The sequence below is a fragment of the Carbonicoccus niuqiaonis genome, from assembly GCF_050157065.1.
Taxonomy (GTDB): domain Bacteria; phylum Actinomycetota; class Actinomycetes; order Propionibacteriales; family Propionibacteriaceae; genus Avipropionibacterium.
Window position 1 is genome coordinate 2,225,092 of record NZ_CP189573.1, and the last position, 15,672, is coordinate 2,240,763.

Sequence of the window (15,672 nt, forward strand, 5' to 3'; positions counted from 1 at the left end):
GACTCAGAGCTGGCCGAGGTGACTGGCCCAACTGGCCGGGTGTTCCGTGGCTTGGTCGGGATGCCCGGCGATCGCCTCGACGGCGAACCGCGAGATGGCCTGGCTGGTCAGCCCGATGCGCTGCAGCACCTCGGTACGACTCCCCTGGGCCTGGAACTCCTGCGGTACGCCGAAGTTGTGCACCCGGACGCGGCTGCCGTCCTGCCGCAGCTCCTGACCGAGCCTGGCCCCACAGCCGCCGACGACGCCACTGTCCTCGATGGTGATCACCAGGTCATGATCACCAGCCAGCTCGCGCAGCGCCGGGTTCACCGGCAACGCCCAGACGGGGTCGACCACCCGAACGCCGATTCCCTGTGCCCGTAGCGATTCAGCGACGTCCAGTCCGAGGTGGACCATCTCGCCGTACCCGACGACCAGCACCGACGACTCCGCGTCCTCGGTGAGCACGTCGACACCGTCGACGGTACGGACCGCCTCCACCGTGGTGGGGCACGAGTCACGGGAGAACCTGATCACCGAGGGTGCGTCGTCGATCGTCACGGCGTGGTCGAGCGCCTCGGCCAGCCGCACCGCGTCACGCGGTGCGGTCAACCGCAACCCGGGGACGAGCTGCAGGATCGACAGGTCCCACATGCCGTGGTGGCTCGCACCGTCGGGCCCGGTGATCCCGGCCCGATCGAGCACGAAGGTCACTCCCAAACGGTGCAGTGCCACGTCCATCAGCACCTGGTCGAAGGCCCGGTTCAAGAAGGTCGAGTACAACGCGACCACCGGATGCAGCCCACCCATCGCCATCCCGGCGGCCGAGGTCACCGCGTGCTGCTCGGCGATGCCGACGTCGAACACCCGGTCGGGGAACTCCGCGGCGAACGCGCTGAGCCCGGTCGGGTGCAACATGGCCGCGGTGACCGCCACGACGTCGGGGTTCGACTCCCCCACCCGCACCAGTTCACGGCCGAACGAGGCCGTCCAGGTGTCCGACTTCGCAGCCTGCAACGGTTCCCCGGTCCTGGCGTCGATCTTGCCCACCGAGTGGAACTGGTCCTCGGCGTGCTCCAGGGCCGCCTGGAAGCCCATCCCCTTGCGGGTGACGCAGTGCACCAGCACCGGACCGCCGTACTGCCGCGCCTGCTGCAGGGCACGCTCCACCTGGACGAGGTCGTGGCCGTCGATCGGGCCGACGTACTTCAGGCCCAGATCGGAGAACAGGCCCTGTGGGGTGAGGATGTCCTTCAACCCGATCTTGATCCCGTGCAACAGCTCGTACGCGGCGGTCCCGACCAGCGGGGTGCGGCTGACGTTGCGCCGGATCAGGTCGAGCACCGGTTCGTACTTCGGGCTGGTGCGCAGGTCGTTGAGGCTGTTGGCCAGGCCGCCCACGGTCGGGGTGTACGAGCGACCGTTGTCGTTGATCACCATCACCACCGGCAGCGTCGGATCGGCGGCGATGTTGTTCAGCGCCTCCCACGCCATGCCACCGGTCAGCGCGCCGTCCCCGACGACCGCGACCACCCGACGGTCGGTCGGCTGTGCGGTACGGGCCTTCAGCGCCTTCGCCATCCCGTCGGCGTACGACAGCGCGGTCGAGGCGTGCGAGTTCTCCACCCAGTCGTGCATCGACTCCTCACGACTCGGATAGCCCGACAGGCCACCCTGCTGCCGGAGCTCGTCGAAACCGTCCTGCCGGCCGGTGAGGATCTTGTGCACGTACGCCTGGTGGCCGACGTCGAAGATGATCGGGTCGTCGGGTGACCGGAACACCCGGTGGATGCCGAGGGTCAGCTCGACGACGCCCAGGTTCGGCCCGAGGTGCCCACCGGTGTTGCTGACCTTCTCGATCAGGAAGGCCCGGATCTCGGTCGCCAACTGGTCCAGCTGCGACGCCGTGAGGGCACGCAGGTCCGCCGGACCGCTGATCTTCTCCAACAAGGCCATGTCGGCGATTCTAGACCCGCAGGCCACATCCGGGGTCCCAACTGGGCCGACTGCACCGCACCTGCGCCATCACGCGTCCTCGCCACGGCCACCCTCTGGTCAAACCACACCCGACGACATTAGAGTCTTAGGACCTACCCTGGAGATGACAATGGACGTCAGTCGCAGAACCTTCCTCATCGGCACCGGCGCGGTCGGCCTCGGCCTCACCATGGCGCACGGACCCGTTGCCCGCGCCGCCGGCCCCGGAGCCCCCGTCGTCGCCGACGGCCAACCACGGGCGATCGTCGTGGTGGCGAACAGTCGGGCGGCCCAGGTCACCGCCGCGGCGGAGTTGATCGTCACGGTGGTCCGTACCGCCACCGGGGTCGAACTCCCCGTGGTCACCGCGGCCGAGGATGCCCAGCACCCGGCCGAACTGACGCGGATCTACGCCGGCACGTACGGGCCACGCACTCCCGACGGGGTGTGGACCCAGGCCCGCGGGCTCGACACCGACGGCTTCGTGGTGGCCACCACGGCCGACAGCGTGACCCTGTTGGGGCTGGACAAGTTCGGCGCCGGTTACGCCTGCTACGAGTTCTGCGAGAAGTACCTGGGCGCCCGCTGGCTGATGCCCGGCGATGCCGGACTGCACGTACCGCCGGCCACCACGATCACGGTGCCGCTCGAACGGTACGCCGCCGAACCGGTGTTCGCGATGCGTCAGTTCAGTCCGCTGATGAACCCGGGCCACACCGACACCCTGACCGACCCCGACCCGGTCAAGCGGTGGGGCGCGATCGCCCGACAGCACTGGCGGATCGAGTTCCACCACAACCTGTGGCGGCTGTTTCCACCCGCCACCTACGGTGACCCGTCGCTACCCACCTACCGCCCGGACTTCTACCCGATCCACGACGGGGAGACCTACATCCCGCCGGCGTCCCGGCACATCCAGTGGCAGCCGCGGTTCCAGGCTCCCGGCATCGCCGAGGCTGCGGCCGCGACCATCGTGGAACACCTCCGCCCCCGACCGCACCTGCTCAGCTACAGCCTCGGCGTCAACGACTCGGGCGGCTTCTCCGAGGACGAGGTCGACCTGACCAAGCTCAACTCGGTCGGGTACGCCGACGCCAGTGATCCGTACTACGCGTTCGTCAACGAGGTCGCCGACCGCGTCACCCGCGAGCTCCCGTACGCCCGGATCGGCCTGCTCGCCTACACCAATGTCGCCGACCCGCCATCCTTTCCGCTGCACCCGGCCGTCATCCCCTTCCTCACCCGCGACCGGTTCGGCTGGGTCGACGACAAGATCCGGGCCGAGGACCAGGCGAACACCTTGGCCTGGCAGGAGGTCGCCAACGAGCTCGGGTGGTACGACTACCGCTACGGCGCCCCGTACTGCGTGCCGCGCGTCGACACCCCGATCGTCGCCGAGTCCTACCGCTGGGCCGCCACCCACGGCGTGCGGTGGCACTACGCCGAGCTGTACCCCAACTGGGGCGAGGGCCCGAAGCCGTACGTGCTCGGCAAGCTGGTGTGGCAGCCCGAGCAGGACGACGAGGCGCTCACCCAGGACTGGTACGAGCGCGCCGTGGGGCCGGCGGCCGCCGGGGCGCTGGCCGAGCACTTCGCCATCTGGCAACGGTACTGGGCCGAGGTCGTGCCCCACCTCCCGTGGTTCCGCAACCCGCGGATGTATCACTACATGGTCGACCCGTCCTACCTCGAGGGCATCGAACCGGCCGACGTCATCCGGAGCCGTCAGCTGCTGGACCAGGTCATCGCGACCGCGCCGGACGGACCACCCCGCGAGCGGGCCACCGTGATGCGGCGGAGCTTCGCCTACTCCGAGGCGGCCGCGCTGAGCTGGCCCCGGCCGGGCGCGCCGCTCGGCGACCTCGACGAGGCCGGAGACGCGATCCGGGCCGCCCTGGCCGACGTGGACGCGGCGGTCGAACGGGCCGCCGAGCGGCTCGAGCTGTTGGCCGAGTTCCAGACCGACCCGGTGTTGAAGCAGCCGTTGCAGCCGGTGCACTTCAAGCACACGTGGAGTGGCTGGAACCTGTATCCGCTGTGGCACGCCGCCGACCTGGTCCGCAACCACCCCGGTGCGGACCGGGGCTGGCTCACCCAGTGGCGGCGGTACGAGCGGACCGGCTCGCCCCGGCAACGGCAGTACGCGGCCTGGCTCGGGGCGGCCGGCCGCGGTCGGACCACGCAGCTGGCGACCAACCCCGGCTTCGACGACCCGGACGTCGCGCCGTGGCAGATTGCGTACGAGTGGAAGACCGGCGAGCTGGTGCGGCCCGAGACGCTGGGCGACGGTACGACCACGTTGCGGCTGCCGCCGGGCTTCCAGGGGTCGGTCTTCCAGGACCTGACCGTGCAGCCCGGGCCGTTCCGGTTCAGCACCCGACTGCGGGCGACCGCCACCGATGCGGCGCGGCACGGCTACTACGTGGTGCTGCAGTGCCAGCTGCTCGATGACAGCGGTGCCGTCCAGGAGCAGTTCTGGTCGTCGTGGTTCCCGGTGGTCGACGCCATGGACACGTGGTCACGGGTGGAACTGGCCGAGGTGATCCCGGCCGGGGTGACTCGTGCCCGCTTCGTGCTGAACACCCAGCTCAATGCGATCGTGCACCTCGACGAGATGCGGGTGGAGCAGCTGTCCTAGCCACCGGCGGTCGGCGCCTCACAGCCGACGGATGAACACCCGCCCGCGCAGCGCCTCCTCGACCAGCGCGACCGCCCGCCGGACCCGGGCGAGCTGGGCGCCCTGCTCGAGCCAGGCGTTGGCCGCGGAGTCGAGGACCTCGGACGGTACGTGGTCCATCAGGCTGGTGCGGACCCCGGCGAGGCCGTCCGTGGCGGCACCGTACTGCCCCTCGACGAACTGTGCCGCGAACCGGGCCAGCACGACCGGGTGGCGCCGCAGCACGGGATAGCCGCGGAAGTCGGGCGGGCAGCAGTCCAGCAGGAAGGCGATGGCGGTCTCCTCCCAGTCCGGCGCCCCCGCCGGGCGGACCTGAGCGGGCCACCCCGGTGGTGTGTAGAGCGTTGTCTGCATACTGCCCCCTTCGCACGTGTGTTCGAATAGAACACTACGCCGCTCCCTCACGCACCGCAACCCCGGGCCGACCCGGGGTTGCAGTGCCGGGGCTCGTCACGTGCCCGGAAACGCGAAACGGCGCCCCGGTCGCTTCGTCCCCCAGGTCCGGAACCGAAGGGGTGTGAAGCGGCCGGGACGCCGCGGGCGCTGGCCGAGGTCAGCCGCAGGTGTAGGTGACCCCACCCTCCTGGTGGGTGCCCGGGCCGAGCTCGGCGCACTTGTTGATCAATCCGACCGCAGGCACGATGACCGCGATCGCGATGATCACCTGCAGCACGACGCCGATGATCCCGATGATGATGCCGGCGGTGGCCAGGCCGTTGGCGAAACCGGCCGCCTTCGACTTGCCGCGGGCGATGAAGCTCACGATGACACCGATGATCGGCATCAGGAATGCGAGCACCAGACCGACGATCCCCATCGTCTTGCCGGGGTCCTCACCCTGCTGGCCCTGCTGCGGTGCGTACTGGGGCTGGCCCTGCTGGTACGGCTGCGCCATGGTCGTCTCCCTGTCGGTGGTGCGGTGAGTCCCGTCGTCCGGGTCCCGATCGTGGGCTGATCAGTGCAATGCTCACCATATTGACCGGCTGCCCGGGCGCCCGCCATGGGCGCCCGGGCAGCCGAAGGTGTAACGCGACCGTGACCTCAGCCCTGCTTCAGCAGCGAGCGCAGCACGTACTGCATGATGCCGCCGTTGCGGAAGTAGTCGGCCTCGCCGGGGGTGTCGATCCGGACGACGGCGTCGAAGGACACCTCGTTGCCGTCGGCGCCGGTGGCGGTCACCTTCACCGTCTTCGGCGTGGCACCGTCGTTGAGCGCGGTGATGCCGGAGATGTCGAAGGTCTCCTCACCGGTGAGCCCGAGCGAGTCGGCGTTCTGCCCCTCGGGGAACTGCAGCGGCAGTACGCCCATGCCGATCAGGTTCGACCGGTGGATCCGCTCGTACGACTCGGTGATCACGGCCCGTACGCCCAGCAGTGCGGTGCCCTTGGCCGCCCAGTCGCGCGACGAACCCGAGCCGTACTCCTTGCCACCCAGCACGACCAGCGGGGTGCCTTGGGCCAGGTAGTGCTGCGAGGCCTCGTACACACTGGTCACCGGGCCGTCGGCGACGGTGAAGTCACGGGTGACGCCACCCTCGGTGCCCGGCGCCAGCTGGTTGCGGAGCCGGATGTTGGCGAAGGTGCCCCGCACCATCACCTCGTGGTTGCCGCGGCGGGAACCGTACGAGTTGAAGTCCTTGCGCTCGACCCCCTGCTCGGTGAGGTACTGCCCCGCCGGGCTGTCGCCCTTGATGGCGCCGGCCGGCGAGATGTGGTCGGTGGTGACCGAGTCGCCCAGCTTCAGCAGCACCCGGGCGCCGCTGATGTCGGAGACCGGCTCCGGCTCGACCGGCATGCCGTCGAAGTACGGGGGCTTGCGCACGTACGTGGAGTCGTCGGCCCATTCGAAGGTCCGGCCCTCCGGCGTCGGCAGGCTCCGCCACTGGTCGTCACCGGCGAACACGTCGGCGTACGACTCGGTGAACATCTCCGCACCGATGGCGCCGGAGACGACCTCCTCGATCTCGGCCTGGCTCGGCCACACGTCACGCAGGAACACGTCCTTGCCCTCGGCACTGGTGCCGATCGGCTCGGTGTCGAAGTCGATGTCCATCGTGCCGGCCAACGCGTACACCACGACCAGCGGCGGGCTGGCGAGGTAGTTCATCTTGACGTCCGGGTTGATCCGGCCCTCGAAGTTGCGGTTGCCCGACAGCACCGACACCACGGCCAGGTCGGAGTCGTTGACCGCCTTGCTGACCTCGGGGATGAGCGGGCCGGAGTTGCCGATGCAGGTGGTGCAGCCGTAGCCGACCAGGTTGAACCCGATCTTGTCGAGGTACGGGGTGAGCCCGGCCCGGTCGTAGTAGTCCATGACGACCTTCGACCCGGGCGCCAGCGTGGTCTTGACCCACGGCTTGCGGTCCATGCCCAGCTCGACGGCCTTCTTGGCCACCAGCGCGGCCGCCACCATCACGCTCGGGTTGGAGGTGTTGGTGCACGAGGTGATTGCCGCGATCGACACCGCACCATGATCAATGTCGAACTGCGTGCCGTCGGCCAGGGTGACCGGCGTCGGCGAGCTGGCCCGGCCGGGGTGGGGCTCCCGGGAACTCTCGTGCGGCTTGTCGTCGGGGTCGTCGCCGTTGAACACGGCCGGGGAGTCGCTGGCCGGGAAGGACTCGCGCGACGACTCGTCGAGGCGACCCTTCTCGATCTTGTACTCGTCGCTGACGTAGGCGTCCAGGGCCTTGCGGAACGACTCCTTGGCCTCACTCAGCGCGACCCGGTCCTGCGGCCGCTTCGGGCCGGCGATGCTCGGCACCACCGTCGCGAGGTCGAGCTCGATCTTCTCGGAGTAGTTGGGCTCCCGGTCGTCGTCGTGCCACAGGCCCTGGGCCTTGGCGTACTCCTCGACCAGCTTGATCTGGTGCTCGTCACGGCCGGTCAGCCGGAGGTAGTCGGTGGTCTGCCCGTCGATCGGGAACACCGCGATCGTGGAGCCGTACTCCGGGCTCATGTTGCCGATGGTGGCGCGGTTGGCCAACGGCACCTGCGAGACGCCCGAGCCGTAGAACTCGACGAACTTGCCGACCACGCCGTGCTCACGGAGCATCTCGGTGATCGTCAGCACCAGGTCGGTGGCCGTCGCACCCTCGGGCAGCTCACCGGACAGCTTGAAGCCGACGACCCGCGGGATCAACATCGACACCGGCTGGCCGAGCATGGCCGCCTCGGCCTCGATGCCGCCGACACCCCAGCCGACGACGCCCAGGCCGTTGACCATGGTGGTGTGGGAGTCGGTGCCGACACAGGTGTCGGGGTAGGCCTGCAACACCTTCTCGCCGGTTGAGCCCGTCGAGACCTCACGCGGGAAGATCACCCGGGCCAGGTGCTCGATGTTCACCTGGTGCACGATGCCGGTGCCCGGGGGAACGACCTTGAAGTCGTCGAAGGCGGTCTGGCCCCACCGCAGGAACTGGTAGCGCTCACGGTTGCGGCCGTACTCGATCTCGACGTTCTGCTGGAACGCGTTGGCGGTGCCGAACACGTCGGCGATCACCGAGTGGTCGATCACCATCTCGGCCGGCGACAGCGGGTTGACCTTGGTGGCGTCGCCACCGAGCTCGGTGATCGCCTCACGCATGGTGGCCAGGTCGACCACACACGGCACGCCGGTGAAGTCCTGCATGATCACGCGCGCCGGGGTGAACTGGATCTCCTGGCTCGGCTCGGCCTGGGAGTCCCACTGCCCGACCGCGGTGATGTGGTCGGCGGTGATGTTGGCGCCGTCCTCGTTGCGCAGCAGGTTCTCCAGCAGGATCTTCAGGCTGTACGGGAGGGCGTCACTCCCCTCGACCGCGTCCAGTCGGAAGATCTGGTACGAGGTCCCGTCGACCTCGAGTGTGTCCTGGCTGTTGAAGCTGTTGGCGCTCATCGCGATCCCACTTCCTGTCCTGTGCCCTAGCTGCCCTTTGGAAAGTCTCTCGACGTCAAGATACCACTCGACTGCCCTTCGTCTCCACCATCCCACCTCATGTCGTGGACGCGAACCCGGGAGGTCGTCGACGGCAGCCACGATGAGCGCATGGAGATCCTTGGCCTGTCCGCCGCAGCGCTGCGCTCGAGCCGAACCAGCGAGAAGTGGGCCTCGTACGGCGACGGCGTGCTCCCCCTTGTCGTGGCCGAGATGGATGCACACCCGTGCCCCGACGTGGTCGAGGTCGCCACGGCGATGGTGCGGCGAGGTGACACCGGCTATGTCAGGCCCACACCGGATCTGGGAAACGCACTGGCCCAGTTCGCGCACCGGGAATGGGGCTGGCCGGTCGACCTCACCGGGCACCGCGTCGTCCCTGACGTGATGACCGGCATCCGACAGCTCATCCTTGCCGCGACGCCGCCTCGGTCCCCGGTGGTGGTGAGCCCGCCGTGCTACAGCTCCTTCCACGGACTGATCAACTCGATCGAGCGACCGGTGGTCACGGCCCCGTTGGGCCCCGATGCGCGGCTCGACCTCGACGCTGTTGATCACGCCTTCGCCAAGGCCGGTCCGGGTGCGGCCTACATCCTGTGCAATCCGCAGAACCCGACCGGCACCCTGCACACCGCTGCCGAACTGACCATGGTCGCCGAGCTCGCCGACCGGCACGGCACCCTGGTGATCAGCGATGAGATCCACGCTCCGCTGGTGCGGCGGGGCGAGACCTTCGTGCCGTACCTCTCCCTGCCCGCAGCGAGCCGCGGACTCGCCTTGCACAGCGCCTCCAAGGCGTTCAACCTGGCCGGCCTGCGAGCCGCCGTGCTGCTGGCCGGCACCCGGACCCGTCACCTGTCGACCGGGCTGCACCCGTCAGCGGTCAACGGAGCCCAACACCTCGCCGTCGCGGCCCAGCAGGCCGCGTGGAGTGCCGACGGCACCTGGCTCGACCAGCTCCGCGGCGAACTCGACGATCGTCGCGCCCTACTGGCCCGCTTGGTCGCCGACAAGCTGCCGGGCATCGTGCACACTGCCGGTCCTGCGACCTACCTGGCGTGGTGGGACTGCGCTGCGCTCGGCCTCGCGGACCCCGCGGCACATTTCCTCACCGAGGCCCGGGTCGCCACCGTGGCGGGTCGGCACTTCTCCGAACACCATGATCAGTGGATCCGGGTGAACTACGCCACCTCACCCGACATCCTCGTCGAGGCCGTCGACCGGATGGCTGCAGCGCTACCGGTCTGACACGTGCAGGGCCCGTCACCTACCGCTGCGCCAGGATGGCGACACACTCCACGTGGTGGGTCATCGGGAACAGGTCGAAGGCGCGCAGCTCTATGACCTCCCAGCCCGCCTCGCGGGCCGTCCCGAGGTCGCGGGCCAGGGCTGCCGGATCACAGGCCACGTACGCGATCGCTCGCGGCCGGCGCGCCAACACCTGCCGTATCACGTCCTTGCCGGCTCCCTGCCGCGGCGGGTCGAGCACGATCAGGTCGGTGCGCTTCGGCAACCCGTGCAACACCTTGCCGACCTGGCCGGCGGTGAACCTGGCGCCCGGAACGTTGCGCCGGGCGCACCGGACCGCGGCCCGCCCCGACTCCACACCCCACATCCGGACGCCTTCGCCCGCCAGTGCCGCGGCGAACAGCCCCACCCCGCAGTAGAGGTCGAAGCCCTGTTCGCCGGCGCGCGGCTCGAGGCCGTCGAGGACCGCACCGGCCAGCATGTCGGCAGCGCGAGGGTGCACCTGCCAGAACCCGTCCACCGGGACCTCGAACTCGATGCCGCCGGCGATCTGCACCAGGTCGGCCCCCGACCCCATCGGCTCCGCGTCCATGATCAGGTGCTGGTCACCGAACCCGTCCACCACGACATCGGCCACCGCACCCGTGCCCGGGTCGGGTGCCGGGACCGCGGCGATCGCGCAGCCCTGGTCGGGCAGCGGGACCACCGTGTGCGACCGGTGTGCCCGCAGCCCCCAGTTCCCTTGTGTGTCGGCGAAGTAGCGCATCCGGGTACGCCAGGCCGGTACGTCGCCCACGCCATCGTCAGCGTCAGCGGCCACACCGTCGGCACCTGGGCCGGGCAGGGGCACCTCCTCGACCTCCCCGTCCCAGTCGAGCGAGGCCAGCCGCTGCAGCTGCTCGGCGACGACGGCCCGCTTCAGCTCACGTTGTCCGGCCGGGCTGACGTGCTGGAAGTCGCAGCCGCCACACCCGCCGGGGCCACTGATCGGGCACTGCGGCGTGATCCGGTCAGCGGCCGGGGTGATCACCTCGACGGCGTCACCGCGCCAGAACCGGGCGTGGGTGTCGTCGGTGATGCGTACCCGGACGAGTTCGCCGGGAAGGGTGTGGCGCACGAAGATCACCCGGCCCTCCCAACGGGCGACCCAGTGTCCCCCGTGGGCGACCGGTCCCACCTCCAACGGCCCCACGACCTGACCGACGGCCGACTGCTCACTCATCTGCGTCACCCCTCCAGTGGATCACGCCCCCCGGTCGAGCACGGGGACCACCTCAATGGCGACGTGCCCACAACTGATCACGGTCGCCCGCGCCACCGGACTCGGTCCGCCGTCGGGACGAGGCGAGGACGTACGGCACCGAGATCATCACCACGCCGGGCATGTGGAGCAACTTGGCCTTCAACCGACTCGCCGACTGGTTGTGCAGGAGCTCCTCCCACCAGTGGCCGACGACGTACTGCGGCACGTACACCGCCACCACCTCCCGCGGGTTCTCGCTGCGCAGCTCGTCGATGAACTTCAGCAACGGACCGGTGACCTCGCGGTACGGGGAGGCGATGACCGTCAGCGGGGTGGTGATCCCGGCCGCCACCCATTCCCGGCTGGTCCGCGCCGTCTCCTCGGGATCGACGTCGACCATGACCGCCTCCAGCGAGCTGGGCCGGAACGCCTTCGCGTACGACAACGCCCGGACGGTCGGCTTGTGCACCCGGCTGACCAGGACCACGGCCCGGACCCGACTCGGCAGGGTCCCGACGTCCTCGGTGCGCCAGGCGGTCTCGCGAGCGACCGTGTCGTAGTGCCGTCGGATGGCCTTCATCATCACGAACAGCACCACCATCGCGACGATCGCGATCCATGCACCGTGCAGGAACTTCGACATCAGCACGACGACCAGCACCGTCGCCGTCATCGACAGTCCGATCACGTTCACCACGCGGGAACGCTGCATCCGACGGCGTCGGTCGGGGGCCGTCTCTCCCCGCAGCATCCGGGTCCAGTGCACGACCATGCCGGTCTGGCTCACCGTGAACGAGACGAACACCCCCACCACGTACAGCTGGATCAGCGCGGTGACGTTGGCGTTGAACGCGATGACCAGCACGGTGGCCACCACGGCCAGCGCGACGATGCCATTGCTGTAGGCCAACCGGTCACCGCGGGTGTGCAGTTGACGGGGCAGGAATCCGTCGCGCGCCAGGATCGACCCCAGGACGGGGAATCCGTTGAAGGCGGTGTTGGCGGCCAGGAACAAGATGATCATGGTCACCCCCACCACGAACCACGCCACCACCGGGACCGACCCGAAGACCGCCGTGGCCAGCTGGGCGACCGCGGTCTGCTCGACGATCTCGGTGTGCACCTGGCCGTTGACGGTGTAGAACGAGTTCTCCCCGTCCACCAACTTCAGCCCGGTCAGGTTGGCCAGGGTGATGATCCCGATCATCATCGAGATCGCCACCAGACCCAGCAGACCCAAGGTGGTCGCGGCATTGCGACTCTTCGGCTCCCGGAAGGCCGGCACCCCGTTGCTGATCGCCTCCACCCCGGTCAGCGCGGCGCAGCCGGACGAGAAGGTTCGCGCCAACAGGGCGACCATGGCAAACCCGGTCAGTGCGGTGTACGTCGGATCGCCGGCGACGCCGTACTGCGCGCTGTGGGCCTGCAGCGGCACGTCGAGCACCAGGATCTGGAACAGTCCCCACCCGACCATGATCAGGATCGAGGCCATGAACAGGTAGGTGGGAATGGCGAACAGGGTGCCGGACTCCTTCACCCCCCGCAGGTTGAGCGTCATCAGGACCATGATCACCACCGCGGCGATCATGCCCTCGTGGCCGTCGATGAACGGCAGTACGGACTTGGCGTTCTGGATCCCCGACGAGGTGGAGACCGCGACGGTCAGCACGTAGTCGACCAGCAGCGCACTTCCCACGCCGAGGCCGGCGTTGCGGCCGAGGTTGACCGTGGCCACCTCGTAGTCACCGCCACCGGACGGATAGGCGACCACGTTCTGGCGGTACGAGGTGACGACCACCAACATCACCACGGCGACGGCGATGGCGATCGGCCATGAGAACACCAGTGCCGAGGCACCACCCAGCGCCAGGGTGAGGATGATCTCGTCGGGGGCGTAGGCGACCGAGCTCAGGGCGTCGGAGGCGAACACGGGTAGCGCGATGCGCTTCGGCAACAGGGTCTCCCCCAGTTGCCCGCTGCGGAGCTTGCGGCCCAGGACGAGCCGCCTGCCTGCGTCGGACAGGTTCACGTCCGGCGACTCTATGCCTGTCCGGGCGACTTGGCGAGACCTCCGGGCGTGGTCGGCATCACATCGGCTTGCCGCAACGGCCGACGGTCGTCAGTCGGTCGCGACGACCTCGACCTCGTCCGCCTCGTCGCGTGCCACGTACCGGGTGACGACCGCGTTGCCGGTGGTGTGATGCATCACGGCATGGGCGTTCGACCCGAATCCACGACGCCCGGCACCCTCGATGCCGACGACGATGATCCGGGCCCGACCCGCGGCATCGAGCAGGCCCTGCGAGACCGACCTGTGGTCGACCAGCTCGCCGGTCACCTCGGTCAGGCCGAGCTCACGGGCCCGGGCGACACCTTGGTCCAGGACGTCACGGGCCTCGTCGTCGGAGGCGGCCGTACGGGAGTTGATCACGCGACGGACGTGGACCACCCGCAGCGGGGCACGCCAGGTGCCGGCCAGGCGTACGGCGGTGCCGACCGCAGCCAGGCCCGCCTCCGAACCGTCCACGCCGACCACGACATCGCCGGTGCCGGCATCCGCGGTCCGGATGATCGCGACCGGGCAGCCGGCGTGGGTGATCAGGTCGAGGCTCACCGAGCCGAGCAACATGCCCAGGAAGCCACCGAGGCCGCGATGGCCGACGACCACCAGATCGGCGGTACGGGAGACGTGGCCGAGTGCTGTTCGCCCCTCCCCGGTGATCAACGCGGTGCCGACCCGGACCTCCGGGGCCACCTCACGGGCCGCCTCGACACCCTCGCGCAGCAGGTCGTCGGCTGCACTGCGCAACCCGGAGTCGGGGATCCCCTCCACCGGGCCCAACTGCTTGGTCAGCTGTGGCCAGATCCAGCCGTGCACGACGGCCAGCTCCTGGTCGGCGGCGGCCGCCACGCCGGCGGCCCAGCGGACCGCGAGGAACGACTCCTCCGACCCGTCATGTCCTACGGCGATCTTGTTCGAGAAGTCCACGTGTGTTCCCCCTTGGCGCCGGCGCCGCTCGCCTGACTGTCGCAAAGATTACCCACCGCGCGGAGGCCGTTCCGGTCGGGAAGCGGTGTTAGCGTGCTCAGGGGAGATTCCCGCCTCGAACCAGGAGTGAGCGTGCACATCGTCATCATGGGGTGCGGTCGCGTCGGATCCACCTTGGCCCGCGGCCTGGAGAAGCGTGGTCACTCGGTGGCGGTGATCGACGTGGACCCGGAGGCCTTCCGCCGGCTCGGGCCGGACTTCACCGGCCGTACCGTCCGGGGGATGGGCTTCGACCGTGAGGTCCTGATCACGGCCGGGATCGAGGACGCCGGAGGCTTCGCCGCAGTCTCCAGCGGGGACAACTCCAACATCATCTCCGCCCGGGTCGTCCGCGAGACGTTCAACGTCGACAACGTGGTCGCCCGGATCTACGACCCGGGCCGCGCCGAAGTCTACGAGCGGACCGGCATCCCCACCGTCGCAACCGTCCGGTGGGCCGCCGACCAGGTGTTGCGCCGGTTGCTGCCGGCCGGGTCCGAACCGTTGTGGCGCCACCCGTCGGGCCACGTCCGACTGGTCGAGGTGCACACCGATCGTGGTTGGGTGGGCCGCTCGGTCCGCCAGATCGAGGTCGCGGCGCGCACCAAGATCCCGTTCATCCAGCGGCTGGGCCAAGGCATCGTGCCCGAGCCCGACACCGTCTTTCAGGACGGCGACCTGCTGTACGCCGCCGTCACCGACGAAGGGCTCAGTGAGCTGGAGTCCCGGCTCGGCAACCCGCCGCGCCGCTGAGCGCCGTGACGCCCACGCCTGCCCAGCACCCGAAGACCTGTTGAGGAGCCACCATGCGGATCGCCATCGCCGGAGCCGGCAACGTCGGTCGTTCGATCGCCGGGGAGCTGATCGAGAACGGCCACACCGTGCTGCTGATCGACCGGGACCCTCGGGCGATCAAGTCCGACTCGCTGCCCGAAGCGGAGTGGCTGCTCGCCGATGCCTGCGAGCTGACGTCGCTGGAGGAGGCCGGGCTCGACACCTGCGACGTGGCGATCGCCGCCACCGGTGACGACAAGGTCAACCTGGTGCACTCCCTGCTGGCCAAGACGGAGTTCAGCGTCCCCCGCACCGTCGCCCGGGTGAACCACCCGAAGAACGAGTGGCTGTTCGACGAGCAGTGGGGCGTGGACGTCTCGGTCTCCACCCCGCGGCTGATGTCGGCCCTGGTCGAGGAGGCCGTCGGGATCGGCGACCTGGTGCGGCTGTTCACCTTCGGTCGCGGTTCGGCCGAACTGGTGGAGATGGTGCTCCCCGGGGAGAGCCCCCACGTCGGGGCCCGGATCGGCGACATGCGATGGCCCGACGACACCGTGCTGGTGGCGGTGATCCGCGACGGACGTGCCCGGGCACCCGAGGTCGACGGCACCCTCGAGGCCGGCGACGAGTTGATGTTCGTCACCACGGACAAGCAGGACCGGCGACTCGCGGAACTGTTGGCGCCCAAGGGTGCCCGCCCCGCGGTCGTGGACTCCGAGCCGGGTGAAGGTCACGGGTCGGCATCGAGTTGAGGGGAAGGCCCGGCCGGGGCCTAGACTTGTCGGGGTACGGACGGACGGCTCGGAGTACTGACGGACGACACCGGGC

General features: G+C 69.5%; 11 protein-coding genes. 4 read left to right on the forward strand and 7 right to left on the reverse strand.

What is annotated here, in order from left to right; translation table 11 throughout:
• Positions 1–3 precede the first annotated feature (3 nt).
• Positions 4–1,938 carry a 1-deoxy-D-xylulose-5-phosphate synthase gene (gene dxs / locus ACQBAU_RS10205; protein WP_434549034.1) on the reverse strand — a complete coding sequence of 645 codons (1,935 nt, stop codon included), beginning with the start codon at positions 1,936–1,938 and terminating at the stop codon, positions 4–6.
• A gap of 151 nt (positions 1,939–2,089) precedes the next feature.
• Between dxs and ACQBAU_RS10210 the strand changes: the two genes are divergently transcribed.
• Entirely contained in the window at positions 2,090–4,597 is a 2,508-nt protein-coding gene (locus ACQBAU_RS10210; RefSeq protein WP_465256672.1) for a DUF4838 domain-containing protein, read from the forward strand.
• A gap of 18 nt (positions 4,598–4,615) precedes the next feature.
• On the opposite strand, the gene ACQBAU_RS10215 is transcribed toward ACQBAU_RS10210, so the two are convergent.
• From ACQBAU_RS10215 to ACQBAU_RS10225, 3 genes are all read right to left on the reverse strand, one after another.
• Entirely contained in the window at positions 4,616–4,990 is a 375-nt protein-coding gene (locus tag ACQBAU_RS10215) for a hypothetical protein (protein WP_465256673.1), read from the reverse strand.
• A 199-nt stretch (positions 4,991–5,189) separates the two neighbouring features.
• Positions 5,190–5,531: a hypothetical protein gene (locus ACQBAU_RS10220; RefSeq protein ID WP_434549037.1), complete on the reverse strand. Its 342-nt coding sequence runs from the start codon at positions 5,529–5,531 to the stop codon at positions 5,190–5,192.
• 146 nt (positions 5,532–5,677) lie between these two features.
• Positions 5,678–8,512, reverse strand: a complete 2,835-nt coding sequence (locus ACQBAU_RS10225; RefSeq protein WP_465256674.1) for an aconitate hydratase — start codon at positions 8,510–8,512, stop codon at positions 5,678–5,680.
• 150 nt (positions 8,513–8,662) lie between these two features.
• Here ACQBAU_RS10225 and ACQBAU_RS10230 point away from each other — a divergent pair, with 150 nt between their 5' ends.
• Entirely contained in the window at positions 8,663–9,799 is a 1,137-nt protein-coding gene (locus ACQBAU_RS10230) for a MalY/PatB family protein (RefSeq protein WP_434549039.1), read from the forward strand.
• Positions 9,800–9,818: 19 nt separating this feature from the next.
• Here the strand turns inward: ACQBAU_RS10230 and ACQBAU_RS10235 are convergent, their stop codons facing one another.
• From ACQBAU_RS10235 to ACQBAU_RS10245, 3 genes are all read right to left on the reverse strand, one after another.
• Positions 9,819–11,021, reverse strand: coding sequence for a class I SAM-dependent RNA methyltransferase (locus ACQBAU_RS10235; protein WP_465256676.1), 1,203 nt, complete (start codon positions 11,019–11,021; stop codon positions 9,819–9,821).
• A 52-nt stretch (positions 11,022–11,073) separates the two neighbouring features.
• Positions 11,074–13,071, reverse strand: a complete 1,998-nt coding sequence (locus tag ACQBAU_RS10240) for an APC family permease (RefSeq protein ID WP_434549041.1) — start codon at positions 13,069–13,071, stop codon at positions 11,074–11,076.
• A gap of 90 nt (positions 13,072–13,161) precedes the next feature.
• Positions 13,162–14,031, reverse strand: coding sequence for a universal stress protein (locus tag ACQBAU_RS10245; RefSeq protein ID WP_434549042.1), 870 nt, complete (start codon positions 14,029–14,031; stop codon positions 13,162–13,164).
• A 147-nt stretch (positions 14,032–14,178) separates the two neighbouring features.
• Here ACQBAU_RS10245 and ACQBAU_RS10250 point away from each other — a divergent pair, with 147 nt between their 5' ends.
• Together ACQBAU_RS10250 and ACQBAU_RS10255 are read left to right on the forward strand one after the other, a co-directional pair.
• Entirely contained in the window at positions 14,179–14,823 is a 645-nt protein-coding gene (locus tag ACQBAU_RS10250) for a potassium channel family protein (RefSeq protein ID WP_434549211.1), read from the forward strand.
• A 53-nt stretch (positions 14,824–14,876) separates the two neighbouring features.
• Positions 14,877–15,596, forward strand: a complete 720-nt coding sequence (locus tag ACQBAU_RS10255; RefSeq protein WP_434549043.1) for a potassium channel family protein — start codon at positions 14,877–14,879, stop codon at positions 15,594–15,596.
• Positions 15,597–15,672: the final 76 nt, after the last annotated feature.

What these genes read in the sequence shown, in the direction of transcription:
- dxs (WP_434549034.1), bottom strand. Translation starts at nt 1,938, where the DNA reads ATGGCCTTGTTGGAGAAGATCAGCGGTCCGGCGGACCTGCGTGCCCTC.
- ACQBAU_RS10210 (WP_465256672.1), top strand. Translation starts at nt 2,090, where the DNA reads ATGGACGTCAGTCGCAGAACCTTCCTCATCGGCACCGGCGCGGTCGGC.
- ACQBAU_RS10215 (WP_465256673.1), bottom strand. Translation starts at nt 4,990, where the DNA reads ATGCAGACAACGCTCTACACACCACCGGGGTGGCCCGCTCAGGTCCGC.
- ACQBAU_RS10220 (WP_434549037.1), bottom strand. Translation starts at nt 5,531, where the DNA reads ATGGCGCAGCCGTACCAGCAGGGCCAGCCCCAGTACGCACCGCAGCAG.
- ACQBAU_RS10225 (WP_465256674.1), bottom strand. Translation starts at nt 8,512, where the DNA reads ATGAGCGCCAACAGCTTCAACAGCCAGGACACACTCGAGGTCGACGGG.
- ACQBAU_RS10230 (WP_434549039.1), top strand. Translation starts at nt 8,663, where the DNA reads ATGGAGATCCTTGGCCTGTCCGCCGCAGCGCTGCGCTCGAGCCGAACC.
- ACQBAU_RS10235 (WP_465256676.1), bottom strand. Translation starts at nt 11,021, where the DNA reads ATGAGTGAGCAGTCGGCCGTCGGTCAGGTCGTGGGGCCGTTGGAGGTG.
- ACQBAU_RS10250 (WP_434549211.1), top strand. Translation starts at nt 14,179, where the DNA reads ATGGGGTGCGGTCGCGTCGGATCCACCTTGGCCCGCGGCCTGGAGAAG.
- ACQBAU_RS10255 (WP_434549043.1), top strand. Translation starts at nt 14,877, where the DNA reads ATGCGGATCGCCATCGCCGGAGCCGGCAACGTCGGTCGTTCGATCGCC.